Here is a 14793-nt window from a genome sequence, read left to right as displayed (position 1 = left end):
GCGATATTATATGCCACTTTGGGTGCGAATTTCAGCAGCAAATGGTGCAAAAATTTGCATCACCTCATCAGCACTTAGTGGTGTTCTATCACGGAAGATAGTAATTGAAGTGCGTTTTGCATCACCGGTTACCTTCACTTCATAAGCCCCTTCAGATAAGTCTAATTTACCTTCAGAGCTACCACCCCAGAACGATTCCTCAAATTCATAAGTGACATAATAACGGCCATTTTCACGGTTAAAGTCATCAACTTCAAAGCCTAGCTCAGGCAAAACATCCTGCATTAGCGCCCATGTATAGCTGAAGCTCGCACCCATGATGAAACTTGCATAGCCATCTTCATCAAAGCCCATGTCAACAAGCACGGCACCTTCATCATCAAGGTCAGCAACGCCAGTTTGTTGGGTCATTGCAATTTCACTCACAACCATATTTAACACCGACGTGGCGGCATCACGGTCACGGAACTGAAGATAACTATTTTCAATTTCAACGGTATCGACCGCGCTCAAGTCTCGTTCAACAACAGCACTACTTACTGCAGTTGTTCGGCCATGCTCGGCGGTGTCGAACTTGAGCTCGAAGCGGCGACGAATGTTTACTTCTTCTTCATCTTCACCGTAAACAAAAGTTTCAGTAACCCAATCGGTTTGAATAAGCTTTCGGTCAACTTGCTCAGTTACTGCAATATTGCGCATTCGCAAAGCTTGTAATGCCCCCTGCCATACATATTGTTCAATATCAGACATGCCATCGAGTTCATCAAAATACACGCGAACTTGATCTTCAGCCTCTTCAACTCGACTGCCGTCGGCGACTGGCCAAACTAGTTTCGGGGCTAAAATCGGCACTGCTGTACCGATGGGCCCTGAACCTTGCACATCCGGCACCGTATAACGATTGGTTGGCTCTGGTAATTGCTTATTCGGTGCAGGTTGAATAGCACTCTCGGCAGTCAGGTCAGTGTACTCAAACTTGCCTTCAGCTTGTTGTTTTGGGGTAAACGTACATGCACTAGCAAGTACAGTGGCAGCCCCTGCTAGTACCAATAAATTAACTCTCATTATTACTCCGCTTTAGATTAAACCTGCTTGTTTTAATGTTTGTTCGATATGTTGTTGCTGCGGAAGTTCCGGCTCGGTCATAGGTAAGCGGTAATTCGCGTCTAATTTACCCATTTGTGCGAGTGCCCACTTCACTGGAATCGGGTTTGCTTGAACAAATAGCATTTCATGAAGACTCGCCAATTCAGCATCAATTGCCTTTGCTGTGGCGGCATCGCCTGCCGTTGCTGCGACTACCATCGCTTTCATTTTTTCTGGGGCAATATTGGCGGTAACGCTAATCACGCCTTGACCACCAAGTAGCATGAATTCACAACCAGTTGGGTCATCACCGCTTAACAAAATAAAATCTTCACCGCAAAGTTTGCGCAGTTGTTCGACCCGCGTAATATCACCTGTGGCCTCTTTAATACCCACAATATTGGGAATTTGTGCCAGCTCAGCAACTTGTTCTGGCAGTATGTCAGAGGCTGTGCGCCCCGGCACGTTATATAACAATTGCGGTAAATCTGAAGCTTCAGCACATGCTTTATAATGCGCCAATAAGCCCCGTTGTGAGGGTTTATTATAATATGGGTTAACGTTTAAGAAGCCTTGGATTGGGAAACTACTCATACGTTCGGTCAACATGACTGCTTCAGCCGTCGCGTTCGAACCATTACCTGCAATCACCGAAATACGGCCATCCGCAATTTCCGCCACCGCAGCAACCACCATAATGTGTTCTTCGTGGCTCATGGTGGCAGACTCACCCGTTGTTCCCATCGCCACAATCGCGTCAGTTCCCGCTTCACAGTGCCAGTTAACGAGCCCTTCAAGAGCGTTAAAATCAACGTTACCTTGCTGAGTAAACGGCGTCACGAGCGCGACGATACTACCTGTTAGCATATTGCCCCCAATATTTTATGTGTAGCTCATGGTACTTTTACCGCTGGCTAATGACAAGGCTGGCACAGGCTTTGCTTCAATCCCATGCATCTTTTATCATGTTTGCCTCGTATATAAATATTCACACGCGATGGAACGGAGCGATTATGAATACTTTAAAAGCAGGCGATAAAGCACCTCAATTTACCTTACTTGATGCGAATGAGCAGTCCGTAGCACTTGCTGACCTACTCAAGCAAGGTCGTGTTCTTGTTTATTTTTACCCGAAAGCGATGACGCCAGGTTGTACGGTGCAAGCCCAACAACTTCGTGACCATCAACAACAACTTCAAGAGCACAATGTGCAAGTTGTCGGTATCAGCACCGATGAACCGAAACGGCTCGCTAAATTCACCGAACGCGATCAGCTTAACTTCACGCTGCTTAGCGACGTCGACCACCAAGTCGCTGAAGCTTTTGGCGTCTGGGGCCTGAAAAAGTTCATGGGTCGTGAATATGATGGTTTGCATCGTATTAGCTTTTTAATTAATCAAGACGGCCAGATTGCTCACGTTTTTGATAACTTCAAAACGAAAGATCATCATCAAGTCGTATTGGATTATTTAGCCGACGCTTAAGCTTTGTCATGACTTAATTCCGTTGGCTCTGGCTTGGAAGATAACGCAGTAATCACTGCTTTTACCAAGCTTGCCAATGGAATTGCAAAAAATACGCCCCAAAAACCCCAGAGCCCACCAAACACCAGCACTGCCGCAATAATATAGACCGGATTTAAGTTCACCACTTCTGAGAACAGCAATGGCACGAGTAAGTTACCATCCAGCGCTTGGATAATGAGATATACAATCATGACCCAAGCAAACATTCCGGTCCAACCAAATTGAAACAGTGCAACCAAAAATACGGGCAATGTCACAACAGCAGCGCCAATGTAAGGAATCAATACTGAGAAGCCGACCAGTACCGCGAGCAATACCGCATACCGCAAGTCAAAAAAGGCAAAGCACAAATAGGTAAACACCCCAACGACAACAACTTCGACTGCCTTACCACGAATATAATTCATAATCTGCATGTTCATTTCATCGCTTACCTGAGCGATGAGTCGACGGTTGCTCGGTAAAATACGACTTACGTGGCGCAATAATTGATGCTTATCTTTCAACATAAAGAACACGAGCAACGGCACCACAATCAGATAAATTAGCAACGCCATGATGCCGACAATTCGTGATAAAGATTCGCCCAATATCGTTTCACCAAACAATAGAGCGCGTGACGTTGTTGTCTCGATAAACGTATTTATATTGGCTTGACTAATATATTCAGGAAACATTTCGGGCAGCCGGTTAAGAAGGACCTTAACTTGCCCAAACATTTGCGGCAATTCGCCAATTAATGCAACGGATTGTTGCCAAATAACTGGAGCGAGGAACAGCAATAACACGACGTTCAGCGCGACAAAACTTAAAAACACGATACCCACCGCACTCAGTCGCGGCATCCCCGCTCGCTCTAAACGTTGTACTGGCCACTCCAATAAATAGGCGAGTACCAGCGCCACCAAAATCGGCGCTAAGATATCGCTGAACAAAATAATCAGCGCAAACGTAGTCAATAACAGTAAAAACAAGGTCACCGCATCAGGATCTGAAAACTTGCGGTTGTACCATTGCTTTAAGTAATCAAACATTTGCTGCAGCTCCAAAATTTCGGGTAAAGATATTGCATGCCACCCATAGATACCACATCATAGCTTTGAACGTACCAGAGTAACAGAGCTGCATGCTGAAAACGGGAACCTTTTCACAATTTTATACTCGAAGCAGCAGGTTAATTAGGCGTATTAAATGAAGCAGTATATTGCAACCATCACAGCAGTCTCGCTTGGACTTATAATCGCATTGAGTGCGAACAGCACGCAGGCACAAGATCGCTTACCCGAAATCGGTACTGCTGGTGCTTCGGTCATGACTATCGATCGTGAACGTATCTACGGCGATATGTACATGCGGCAGTTGCGCGCACAAGCACCATTGGTCGGTGACCCTGTCCTCGATGAATACTTACGTGACCTTGGTTCACGAATGGTAAGAGAAGCAGATGGCGTTCGGTTCCCGTTTAGCTTCTTTTGGGTAAACCAAAAAGACATTAACGCCTTCGCCTTCTTTGGTGGCTATATTGGTGTTCATACAGGATTAATTTCTGAGGCTCAAACCGAGAGTGAACTAGCTGCCGTTTTGGCACACGAAATTGCCCACGTTTCTCAACGCCATATCGTTCGTAATATGGAACGCATGTCCAACGCCTCACCAACTACAATGGCAGCCATGTTAGGGTCGGTCATTCTAGCGGTCATCAATCCGCAACTTGGTATGGCCGCATTGACCGGCACCATGGGCGTATCGCAGCAAATGCAAATTAATTATACCCGCCAATTTGAGCAAGAAGCGGACCGCGTTGGTTTGTCCATTTTAGTTAATTCTGGTTTTGACCCGATGGGTTCGCCGGATTTCTTTGGTCGTTTGAGTGAAAAATATCGCTATACATCGCGTCCACCAGAAATTTTATTAACGCACCCATACAGCGAGAATCGACTTGCCGATATGCGAGCCCGAGCTGAATCAATGCGGCGCCCCGAAGTTCGTGACGCACAAGCATTTTTGTTAGCAAAATATCGAATTCAAGCTCGTCACTTAAGGCAGTTTAGCGAGGCCGAACTCCGTCGCCAAATAGAGTCTGCGCCTTCTGAGCACATTAAAACAGCGGCAACTTACGCGTTGGCGATTGTGTTGTTGGATAACCGTAGAGCCCAAGAAGCTGAAGACGTGTTAGCCCCGCTTCTGAAACGGGACCCAATGAACACATTTTTTATCGATGTTCAAAGCGATATTTTGTTGGCTCAAAATCGTAATGATGATGCGTTGAAAACGCTTGAAAATGCCTATATGCGGCAACCAAATGAACAAACGATTACGCTCAACTTCGCCAATGTGGCCGTAGAAGCTAAACAATATGACTTAGCTATCGCTTTGCTTCGCGAATTCCTGCAGCGTCACGAAAATAATGTATTAGCACTCGACTTATTAGCTACTGCTTACCGGTTAAATGGTAACAGCAGTTCAATGCATGAAACCCAAGCTGAACTGGCCGCTTTATATGGCGCCTTTGATCAAGCCATTGATCACTTGCATAAAGCGCACAAACAAAGCGGTCTAGAGATTGAAAAGCGACGCTTGCAGGCTCGCATTGAGCAGCTCATGGAACAAAAGCAGTTGTTGCAGAAGCTTAGTTCATAAAACTAATGCCCCGGCGGCACTTCCAAATCCGTTGCTTTCGCCAAAGTTTCCAGGGTTTGCTCACCTAATAGCGGCCCTTTGATTTCCCCACTCGGGGTCACGATATACGTTGCCGGTAAGGCGTTGGGTTGAGCAAATGGCAACATCGGCAACGGTTCATTTTGAATTAATGGAAACTGAATATTATATTCAGCCCGCAATGCCGCTAACTCTTCGTTATTTAGCCCATCAAAACTCACGCCAAGTAATTTCACCTGATCGCCGTAAAGTTCATGAAACTCATTGAGTTCGGGCAATTCCCGCAAGCATGGCGCGCACCATTCAGCAAAATAATTCACGACCACATAACCACCTTCAAGCTGTTGCCAGCTATAGCTACCATCAGTATCAGTGGAAAAATCTGCGGCCGGCTGACAGCCGCTTAAAAAAACTAATGAAGCCAACGTCACTGCTGGCAAAAATCGACAACGCATAGAGTTTCCCTTAAGCTAAAGCATTATTTAATCGAGGATTCACAGCAATGGCACAGGTAACGATTTATCACAACCCACGCTGCTCAAAGAGCCGCCAAACCCTACAATTACTCGAACAACATCATATTGAACCGCAGATTGTTGAGTATCTAAAAACACCACCTAGTGTGACAGAAATACAAACCTTGATACAACAACTCGGTTTTATTTCAGCGCGTGAATTGATGCGCTCAAAAGAAGATACGTATAAAGCGCTCGATTTGGCCAATCAACACGACGAATCAAAATTGATTCAGGCAATGGCCGAACACCCAAAACTGATTGAACGCCCGATTGTGGTGGTGGGCAATCAAGCGCGTTTAGGCCGTCCTCCAGAAGCAGTGCTTGAGATATTACCTGCATGAGTGTCAACATTATTATTCTTTATTACAGTCGTCACGGTGCAACCCAAGCATTGGCGGATGCCCTTGCTGAGGGGATCTTGAAAGCTGGCGGCGAGCCGCTGTTGCGCACGGTAACTGGCGCTGGTGACCCAGCCAGCCAGCGCGATCTAACGATTAATAAAGATGAATTAAAGCAATGTGACGGGTTAATACTCGGCAGCCCAGTGCGCTTCGGCCACATGGCAAGTGCATTACAACAGTTTTGGGAACAAACCAGCATCAGTTGGCTTAAAGGTGAACTCGAAGGTAAACCCGCGGCAGTGTTTACCTCTGGAAGCAGTATGCACAGCGGTCAAGAATCAACTCTTCTCGCGATGGGCGTGCCACTCCTTCACCACGGCATGGTACTGTGCGGCATTCCATATACCGAACCAGCCATTCAACAAACCGTCTCAGGGGCATCGCCCTATGGCGCAAGTCACGTTGAACATGGCCATGGCAAGCAATTAACTGATCACGAATATCAAGCAGCGGTCGCTCTTGGTAAACGCGTCACAGTCGTTGCAGAAGCTTTAAAAACAGCACGAGAGCAAGGTACGCTATGATCCTAGATGAAAAAACTCGACAAATTCGATTTCTTGCACTGGCAAGCTATCTCGGTTTACTCGCCTTAATGATTATCTGGCAAGTTTGGTGTCAACGTGACAGCGAGTTTAGTGTGGTATTTCGGATTGGACTCTGGATAGTGCCGTTGCTATTCGCATTACCAGGTATGCTGAGAGGTAAACCATACACCTATGCTTGGGCGAATTTCATTTTAATGTGGTACTTTCTGCATAGTCTTACCATGCTCTATGTCGCGCCAGAACAAAGAGGCTTCGCTATCGCTGAGCTCGTGCTAACCAGCGCGGCTTTTGTCGGGTGCACTTGGTATGCGCGACGTCAAGGTAAGGCTTTAGGCTTAGGCTTAAAGAAGCTAAAAGATAGCTCTAAATAGCGAGAACGTCCTTGATAAAAGGAATGGTTAAACGCCGTTTCGCTGCTATGGATGCCCGATCTAATCGGGCTAAACATACCAATAAACTTCGCATATTTCGCCCAAGTCGTTGCACCATAAACTGGGCTGCGTCGTCAGCTAAATGTAAACCCAGCGCTTTTGCGCGAACTTGCAAAGCTCGCGCCTTGTCTTCATCGGTGAGCGCATGAACGTGCATACTCAATCCCCACTGCAAACGCGAATGGACATCAGCTATTGCTACCTGTAAGTGACTCGGTGCATGTTTTGCGGTGATGACAATACAACCCCGCCCAGCATCCTTCACCCGGTTTAGCAACGCAAATAGCTCAAAACACCAATTTTCATTGGCACTGATGGCATCAATGTCGTCTAAGCAAATCAAAGAATAATGCTCAAGACCCTGTAAAATCTGTGGCTGCACTTGGTCATGTAATTCAGCCAGCGGTACGTACATTACTGCTTCTTCAGTATTCGCACACAAAGCATGTAGGAGGTGCGTTTTACCCACGCCTTCGGCGCCCCAAAGATAAGTTAAACCATCAGGAAGCTGCTGTAATACCTGGATTAACTCCTGGTTCGCGCCTCGCACAAAGGTCGCAAACGTTTCGTCATCGGGAAGTTGAACGGCTAAAGGTAATTGCGCTATTGCACTCAAGACTGACTCCAGCGATAAACTGGCATTTCGAACTCAGACCGACGTTCTGGATTGATCGGAATGAACGTGCGACTCAAATCAATCGCCTGCATAATTTGTGCCGGGTCGGTTTGAATATACAACTCAAATTCAGCTTCGTGCTCGCCATACTGCATAAGTTGGACACGATTCACTGACGGCAACTCGAGAAGTAACTTTTCAGCCCGTAATACATCCATAAACTGGCTCAAATCATTTACCTTTATCCGCCAAGTTCCTGCCATGTCTGCATTAGTACCGATTCGAAACCGCTGCGACAATTGTTGTGTGACGTCAGCTACTAACATACCGCCAAGTAACTCAGGTTGCATGGCACTCACTTCGCCGCGCCAGCGCATTCCGCCGAGTTCCAATGTCCAATCCAGCATCCATTCATCGCTCGTTATTGCACTATCGGCTTGATATAGTCGTGCGACAACCACCCCATCAGCATCATATCGACTGCTTGCAAACGTAATCCTATCTTCAAAACGAGCCCACAAATCAACCACTGAAATACTCATGGAGTCATTTAAATCTAGCAACGGCAATTTCACCGGTAAGCCACGTGTTTGCGCAGCTTTTCGTAATTCATTGATGACCGGCCAGTCTTCACCGCCCCCCAGAATTTGCCGTTGTAAGTTTTCATCCTCAGCAACTACCCAAAACAATAATTCTGGGCGACGACTACTCCAAACACCAGAATCCGCTTGTTGAATGACCCGGTCAATCTGAGGTTGGTCAAACTGCACCCACAATAACAGTTCGTCAGCAGCTTGTTGATAACCATACTGAACCACAAAATTACGCACATTTTGCAATGCTAATTGCACAGATTCATGCTCTAGAACTGCATCGTCGCCAGAAACTTTCAACAGCGTGTTTGTTAAAGCTGTGCGCAATGCTTCATTACGTTCGCTGGTGGCTTGGCTGGTTACTGCCACACGAGCTTGATAAAGCTGTTTCACTTCAACGGCTGCATGCCCTGTTTGCAAAGGCGCGAGCAAATTAAGAGCGATTATAAATAATCCAATTACAGCGATTTTTAGGGTTCGCATAGCTACCTCATCACAACATCTTGTGCTCATCATAAACAGCCCTATGCTTGCTCGCAAGTAACAAGCTGTGGATAACCTCTTGACGTTTCCGAAAATTTACCAACGTGATAAACTCGCTCAATAAATTCATCGTGACAAACTCAAGGATCGTCTCATGCTTAAGCAACAATTGCGCGCTATAAGCTCTTTACTGACAAGTATTACGCTTATTGGTATTTGCACCGGCATGACCAGTACATTGTTGAGTTTACGCGCCACGATTGAAAACTTCGGTACCCTCACCACCGGTATCATCATGTCAGCCTATTTTATTGGCTTCTTGTTCGGTACCACGCGCGCCCCCAAAGATATTCGTCGAGTGGGATATATTCGAGCCTTTGGCGGCCTTGCTGCGCTAGCGGCAGCCTCTATCCTCATTCAAGCAATATGGATTGACCCTATCGTATGGTTTGTCATGCGCTTTCTAACTGGCTTTGCGATTTCAGCTATCTTCGTGATCGTTGAAAGTTGGCTGAACACTATGGCCGATAACAAGAATCGCGGCACCTTGCTTTCTGTTTACTTGGTGCTGATTTATGGTGGATTAGTCGCTGGCCAGCTCATTCTTGGTATCACCGACCCAGCTGGGTTTATTGCCTTTGCGTTGGTTGCGTTGTTAATTAACTTGTCGCTCATTCCAATTTTAATCTCCGTTACCGTTGAACCAACAACGCATGAACCGCGCAAAGTTGCTATCAGTAGCCTACTAAAAGTAGTGCCGCTCGGAATGGTGAATGCTTTCATCATGCAAGCATGTTATGCAATGTTTTACGGTATCGGGCCAATGTATGCCACCTACATTGGCTTATCAGTGGCGCAAGTATCACTATTTATGGCGTCTTTTATACTCGGCGGCATGCTTGCCCAAGCGCCAATCGGTCTGCTCTCAGATCGTATCGATCGACGCATCGTCATGTCGTTCTGTGCAGGTACGGCGGCCATCATGGCGTTTATCTTATCGCAACTAGATGCATCGGTCGCTTGGCTCATTTACTTATGCGTTGGCCTCTTTGGCGCGTGCGCGTTACCGCTTTATTCTCTCGGTATGGCACATACCAATGATTTTCTTGAAAAGGACCAGATGGTTGGCGCAACTGGCGCTATCATCAAAGTCGGTGGTATCGGTTCGATTATCGGCGCCCCTTCGGTCGCCGCCCTCATGCAATTTGGCGCAGTGAATTACTTCTTCTTATTAATCATGGTACTCACCAGTATTGTTTGCGGTTACTCGTTATATCGCGTTACCAAACGAGCGAAAGCTGGCGATCAATCGCATAGCGCGTATGCAATGTTGGCACCCACACAAACATCTGATGAGCTTTTAACAACGTTAGCGAATGAGCAAGAACTGTTGGATGAAGAGTATCAGGAAGCCCAGTTAGACGCTGAATCACAAGATGATCAGCGCCCTTCCGGTGGTGCAAGCGTTTAGGCTTGCACCCAACTGGTGACGAGTTGCTGAGCTTGTTCAGCCAGGGCATCTAAGTGCTCGGCACTGACAAAACTCTCACAATAAATTTTATAAACTGGTTCGGTACCCGATGGTCGAGCTGCAAACCAACCATTTGCAGTGGTCACTTTAACTCCACCAATTAATGCATCATTTGCCGGAGCTTTGGTGGTGATAGCCATGACTTCATCACCAGCCAACTCAGCTACCTTGAGCTTGTAGGCACGAATACCGCTAAAACCAGCATTCATCTCAGCCGATGACGCCACATCAATACGTTTGTAATACGCCGTACCATGTTCGGCGCAGAGTCCATCATAATATTGACTCGGGTTTTTCCCGGTAACGGCGCAAATTTCTGCCGCCAACAAGGCTAAGATAATGCCATCTTTATCGGTTGACCATGCTCGCCCCTCGCGGTCAAGAAAACTGGCACCAGCGCTTTCTTCACCGCCAAAGGCCGTTGTTTCTGCGAATAGCTCTTGGGCAAACCATTTGAAACCAACTGGCATTTCTCGCAACTCACGCTGATTCTGCGCCACAACACGATCAATCATAGCGCTTGAGACGAGCGTTTTTCCGATAGCGAGCTCAGGTTTCCAGTTACGGTGCTTGCACAAATAATCAATAGCAACGGCAAGATAGTGATTTGGATTCATCAAACCGTGTGTTGGCGTGACAATCCCATGGCGGTCATAATCTGGGTCATTACCCACAGCAATATCGTATTGGTCTTTAAGCTTAAGTAAGCTGGCCATGGCATAGGGCGATGAGCAATCCATACGGATTTTGCCGTCCTTATCTAGGCTCATAAAGCGGAAGCTCGCATCGACGTCGGCATGATGAACCTCGATATTTAGGCCATAGTGCTCAGCAATGAGAGCCCAATAAGCGGCACCTGCACCACCCATCGCATCAACACCAATTCGCAATTTTGCGTCCACAATGGCTTGCATATCAATCACTTCATGCAAACTCTCAATATAGTTTTTACGCCAGTCTACTTGCTTCAACTTTTTACTTGCACGTGCTTCTGCATAAGAAACAGCGTTCACGCCCATCAACTCCGAAGATAACAACGCGTTGGCATATTTTTCGATGGTTTTAGTAGCATCTGTATCAGCAGGCCCACCATGCGGCGGGTTGTATTTAAAACCGCCATCGGTTGGTGGGTTATGCGATGGAGTAATCACCACCCCATCACATAAATCTTTGCTACGCCCACGGTTGTATCGCAAAATCGCGTGGCTAATCACTGGTGTTGGCGTGTAACCATCATCCGTTTGAATATGTACTTCAATACCATTACCAATAAATACTTCTAGTGCAGTCATGTACGCTGCTTCTGACAATGCATGAGTATCGCGACCAAGTAACAAAGGTCCGGTAATACCCTGCTCTTCGCGATAAGCAACTAAAGCCTGGCTTATTGCGAGAATGTGAGCTTCATTAAATGAACTAGTGAGTGCGCAACCGCGGTGCCCTGAGGTACCAAATTTAACTTGCTGTTGTGGGTTTCGTGGGTCAACTTCGTTAACAAAATAGGCACTAACCAGTTGGGCAATATTGGTTAAATCTTCAGCTGCTGCCGGTTGTCCGGCGCGAGGATGCAAAGCCATTATAAAAAGTCCCTAATTTTTTCTGCATGTTCCTGTGAGTAACCCAATTCGAGTGCAACTTGGGTTAGCATTGATTTCTTACGCGTGGTGTTATTGTTGGTTACCACATAATAAGGGGCATCCGGAATTTGTTTGGGATTCGTACTCGTTCCCGAGGCCTCGAGTTCTGCCTCAGTTTTTGCAAAATACTGCCGATCACGGCCACTAATCTGCAACACCGCATCAAACTTTTTGCTATGGCATTTATAAAGCATGCTCAAGATATATAAAAAACGAGCGACAATACTCCGTTGACCAGCCAGATCGGCGCGCGTCATCACATCAAAAATGGTGCGTCGGCCTAGGCCTTCGCTATTATCCGCTGCTACTGCAGCTGCGTCATCGACTTCGGGCATGGCAATAACCGGTTGTCCGGTTACCTGCTCAGCTGGGCCTAGGCCAAGTAAACGACGTAAGATTGCCGATGCGCTCTCGCCAATATGTTGAGTATGGCTGGCAATATAGCGGTATAATTCATCATCAATTTCAATGCGTTTGGTCATTACCCGATCGCTTCTCGTTAGCTATATTAATTATGGATGGTGCTTTAAGGCACGTCTTCTGCACGCTATTATACCCAAGCATCGGCTAGGGTACAGGAATTCAACATGAGCACAGCACAGATTCTTAATTATGAAGTGATAGGTAGCGGCGAACCCGTGGTTTTACTTCACGGTCTATTCGGCGATTTAGACAATCTAAAAGGCCTCGGTCGCGATTTAAGCGAAGACTATCAGGTCATTCTGGTTGATGCCCGAAATCATGGCGACTCTTTTCACAGCGACCATATGAACTATGCGGATATGGCAAAGGACCTAGCCGCAACGCTCGACGAACTCAAGATTGATTCGGCGCATATCGTTGGTCACTCGATGGGTGGTAAAATCGCTATGGAATTTGCACTGACCTACCCAGAACGCGTGCGAAGCGTCATTGCCGCAGATATTTCTCCCGTTGCTTATGACCCAAAGCATCGACATATACTCGAAGCTTTGAAAGCACTCGATCTGAACCAAGTAAATAGTCGTACTGATGCCGACAAGCAACTCGCCCAGCATATCGATACCAAAGGCGTACGTCAGTTCTTGTTAAAAAATTTACGACGCGACGACAATGGTTATCACTGGCGCATTAATCTCGAGACATTAGATAGCTGCTATGAAGAAATTTCAGGTGCTGTGCGTGATGGTAGCTATGATGGCCCAATTTTGTTTATTAAAGGCGGTGATTCCAACTACTTAATGAATGACCATGCCGACGAAATTAAGGCTCGCTTTAGTCAGGTTGAAGTGAAAATAATAGAGGGTACTGGACATTGGTTACACGCAGAAAAACCACGCATTTTCAATCGGCTGGTACGGGCGTTTATTGAGAATCATTCTCGCACCTAAGTGGCGTTCGTGCTATACTCTGCGTTCTTTTTGAAATGATCCAAATAACCAAGAATCAGGTGTTACTGTTATGCTGTCAGAACATTATGAATTGATTGAAACCTTAGGTACTAATTTCGCCATTGCGTTTTTGTTTGTACTCATTGGATTAGCTATTCAAGATGTTCTGAAAAAAGGTGATGTGCCAAAATTTGGTCGTTGGTTTGTTTGGTTGGTATTATTTTTAGGGTGCGCTGGCTTTATTGCGAAAGGCATTATTCAAGCATTCTGGGAAGCAGGTCTTTAATTTTTACAGCAGGTAGTAAGACTCTATGGCAAGTGTAGGTATATTTTTCGGTAGCGACACTGGAAACACTGAAGCTGTTGCGCAAATGATCCAAAAAGAATTGGGCAAAAACTTGATCGATGTTTTTGATATCGCAAAATCAAGCAAAGAAGACATCGCATCATACGATTTGCTCATGTTTGGCATTCCAACTTGGTATTACGGTGAAGCCCAGTGTGATTGGGACGATTTTTTCCCTGAATTGGAAGAAATTGACTTCAACAACAAGCTGATCGCGATCTTTGGCTGTGGTGATCAAGAAGACTACGCTGAATACTTTTTAGATGCGATGGGTACTATTCGTGATATCGTGGAGGCTCGCGGCGGCATCATCATTGGTCACTGGGCAACAGATGGTTATGAATTTGAAGCATCGCGGGCATTAGTTGATGATGATCACTTTGTCGGTTTAGGCATTGACGAAGACCGTCAACCTGAGCTCACGAAAGAGCGCGTGCAAAAATGGTGTGCACAAATTCGTGACGAAATGGGCTTAGATCAATTGGGCTAAGCATTATTAGCGAATCGAACTCGAGTAGCGAAGAAATCATGAGCAACAAAGACGAATTACAATTAAAAAAAGCTGGCCTTAAGGTCACGTCTCCCCGAGTCAAAATCTTAGAGATTTTAAAAGATCCAAATAATCAGCACATTAGCGCTGAAGATGTGTATAAGATATTACTCGAGAAAAACGAAGAAATTGGCTTGGCCACGGTTTACCGTGTGCTCAATCAATTTGACGATGCCGGTATTGTAAGTCGTCACCACTTTGAAGGTGGCCGCTCAGTGTTTGAGTTGAGCGCGAAAGATCATCACGACCATTTGGTGTGTTTAACTTGTGGTCATGTCTTCGAATTCGAGGACGACGTGATTGAGCAACGTCAGCTGCAAGTTGCTGAAGCTAATAATATTAAGCTAACCAATCACAGTTTATATCTATATGGTGAGTGCAAAGCACCAGACACATGTGTGAACAATCAAAACGCTGATATGGACTAATTAAGCCAGCCATCAGATTGACATAAAAAACGCGACATCTTGTCGCGTTTTTCGTTTTTGCGTTATCTATTGGG

At 46.0% G+C, this 14793-nt stretch carries 18 protein-coding genes; 10 read left to right on the top strand and 8 right to left on the bottom strand.

Annotated features, from left to right (window positions below):
- Positions 1-6 precede the first annotated feature (6 nt).
- A complete protein-coding gene (gene bamC, locus BM292_RS01445) occupies positions 7-1065 on the bottom strand; it encodes an NlpB/DapX family lipoprotein (RefSeq protein ID WP_092854582.1) in 1059 nt (352 codons plus the stop codon).
- Between the two features lie 12 nt (positions 1066-1077).
- On the bottom strand, positions 1078-1953 hold the full coding sequence (dapA, locus tag BM292_RS01440) for a 4-hydroxy-tetrahydrodipicolinate synthase (RefSeq protein ID WP_092854580.1): 876 nt from the start codon (positions 1951-1953) through the stop codon (positions 1078-1080).
- A 146-nt stretch (positions 1954-2099) separates the two neighbouring features.
- Here dapA and bcp point away from each other — a divergent pair, with 146 nt between their 5' ends.
- Complete coding sequence (gene bcp, locus BM292_RS01435; RefSeq protein ID WP_092854578.1) at positions 2100-2570, top strand: thioredoxin-dependent thiol peroxidase; 471 nt, start codon at positions 2100-2102, stop codon at positions 2568-2570.
- On the opposite strand, the gene BM292_RS01430 is transcribed toward bcp, so the two are convergent.
- Positions 2567-3646, bottom strand: coding sequence for an AI-2E family transporter (locus tag BM292_RS01430; RefSeq protein WP_092854576.1), 1080 nt, complete (start codon positions 3644-3646; stop codon positions 2567-2569). The two genes, bcp and BM292_RS01430, sit on opposite strands and share 4 nt — an antisense overlap.
- A gap of 157 nt (positions 3647-3803) precedes the next feature.
- Here BM292_RS01430 and bepA point away from each other — a divergent pair, with 157 nt between their 5' ends.
- Positions 3804-5252, top strand: coding sequence for a beta-barrel assembly-enhancing protease (gene bepA, locus BM292_RS01425; RefSeq protein ID WP_092854574.1), 1449 nt, complete (start codon positions 3804-3806; stop codon positions 5250-5252).
- A 2-nt stretch (positions 5253-5254) separates the two neighbouring features.
- Here the strand turns inward: bepA and BM292_RS01420 are convergent, their stop codons facing one another.
- The gene (locus tag BM292_RS01420; protein ID WP_092854572.1) at positions 5255-5725 is read right to left on the bottom strand and encodes a TlpA family protein disulfide reductase; all 471 of its coding nucleotides are present in this window, start codon (positions 5723-5725) and stop codon (positions 5255-5257) included.
- A 47-nt stretch (positions 5726-5772) separates the two neighbouring features.
- Here BM292_RS01420 and arsC point away from each other — a divergent pair, with 47 nt between their 5' ends.
- Genes arsC through BM292_RS01405 form a run of 3 tightly spaced genes read left to right on the top strand, consistent with a single transcriptional unit; the run spans position 5773 to position 7105 of the window.
- On the top strand, positions 5773-6129 hold the full coding sequence (gene arsC / locus BM292_RS01415) for an arsenate reductase (glutaredoxin) (RefSeq protein ID WP_092854570.1): 357 nt from the start codon (positions 5773-5775) through the stop codon (positions 6127-6129).
- Positions 6126-6713, top strand: coding sequence for a flavodoxin family protein (locus tag BM292_RS01410; RefSeq protein WP_092854568.1), 588 nt, complete (start codon positions 6126-6128; stop codon positions 6711-6713). The genes arsC and BM292_RS01410 overlap by 4 nt, the downstream gene beginning before the upstream one ends.
- Complete coding sequence (locus BM292_RS01405; protein WP_092854566.1) at positions 6710-7105, top strand: DUF2069 domain-containing protein; 396 nt, start codon at positions 6710-6712, stop codon at positions 7103-7105. The genes BM292_RS01410 and BM292_RS01405 overlap by 4 nt, the downstream gene beginning before the upstream one ends.
- Here the strand turns inward: BM292_RS01405 and hda are convergent.
- Together hda and BM292_RS01395 are read right to left on the bottom strand one after the other, a co-directional pair.
- On the bottom strand, positions 7098-7781 hold the full coding sequence (hda, locus tag BM292_RS01400) for a DnaA regulatory inactivator Hda (RefSeq protein WP_233340209.1): 684 nt from the start codon (positions 7779-7781) through the stop codon (positions 7098-7100). The genes BM292_RS01405 and hda overlap by 8 nt on opposite strands.
- A complete protein-coding gene (locus BM292_RS01395; RefSeq protein WP_177203771.1) occupies positions 7778-8857 on the bottom strand; it encodes a DUF2066 domain-containing protein in 1080 nt (359 codons plus the stop codon). Before BM292_RS01395 ends, hda begins: the two co-directional genes overlap by 4 nt.
- Before the next feature lie 154 nt (positions 8858-9011).
- Between BM292_RS01395 and BM292_RS01390 the strand changes: the two genes are divergently transcribed.
- Positions 9012-10328 (top strand): MFS transporter, encoded by a 1317-nt coding sequence (locus BM292_RS01390; RefSeq protein ID WP_092854562.1) that lies wholly within the window; start codon positions 9012-9014, stop codon positions 10326-10328.
- Here the strand turns inward: BM292_RS01390 and pgm are convergent.
- Together pgm and seqA are read right to left on the bottom strand one after the other, a co-directional pair.
- Positions 10325-11965, bottom strand: a complete 1641-nt coding sequence (gene pgm, locus BM292_RS01385) for a phosphoglucomutase (alpha-D-glucose-1,6-bisphosphate-dependent) (RefSeq protein WP_092854560.1) — start codon at positions 11963-11965, stop codon at positions 10325-10327. The genes BM292_RS01390 and pgm overlap by 4 nt on opposite strands.
- Positions 11965-12507: a replication initiation negative regulator SeqA gene (gene seqA / locus BM292_RS01380; RefSeq protein ID WP_092854558.1), complete on the bottom strand. Its 543-nt coding sequence runs from the start codon at positions 12505-12507 to the stop codon at positions 11965-11967. Before seqA ends, pgm begins: the two co-directional genes overlap by 1 nt.
- A gap of 105 nt (positions 12508-12612) precedes the next feature.
- On the opposite strand from seqA, the gene BM292_RS01375 reads away from it, so the two are divergent.
- The 4 genes from BM292_RS01375 (at position 12613) to fur (ending at position 14719) form a co-directional block, all read left to right on the top strand.
- Positions 12613-13395, top strand: coding sequence for an alpha/beta fold hydrolase (locus BM292_RS01375; RefSeq protein WP_092854556.1), 783 nt, complete (start codon positions 12613-12615; stop codon positions 13393-13395).
- Positions 13396-13465: 70 nt separating this feature from the next.
- Positions 13466-13681, top strand: a complete 216-nt coding sequence (locus tag BM292_RS01370) for a DUF2788 domain-containing protein (RefSeq protein ID WP_092854554.1) — start codon at positions 13466-13468, stop codon at positions 13679-13681.
- A gap of 25 nt (positions 13682-13706) precedes the next feature.
- Complete coding sequence (fldA, locus tag BM292_RS01365) at positions 13707-14231, top strand: flavodoxin FldA (RefSeq protein ID WP_092854552.1); 525 nt, start codon at positions 13707-13709, stop codon at positions 14229-14231.
- 38 nt (positions 14232-14269) lie between these two features.
- The gene (gene fur, locus BM292_RS01360; RefSeq protein WP_092854550.1) at positions 14270-14719 is read left to right on the top strand and encodes a ferric iron uptake transcriptional regulator; all 450 of its coding nucleotides are present in this window, start codon (positions 14270-14272) and stop codon (positions 14717-14719) included.
- Positions 14720-14793 lie beyond the last annotated feature (74 nt).

The sequence above is a fragment of the Pseudidiomarina tainanensis genome (assembly GCF_900115255.1).
Classification (GTDB): domain Bacteria; phylum Pseudomonadota; class Gammaproteobacteria; order Enterobacterales; family Alteromonadaceae; genus Pseudidiomarina; species Pseudidiomarina tainanensis.
This window is presented reverse-complemented; position numbering and strand designations above follow the sequence as displayed.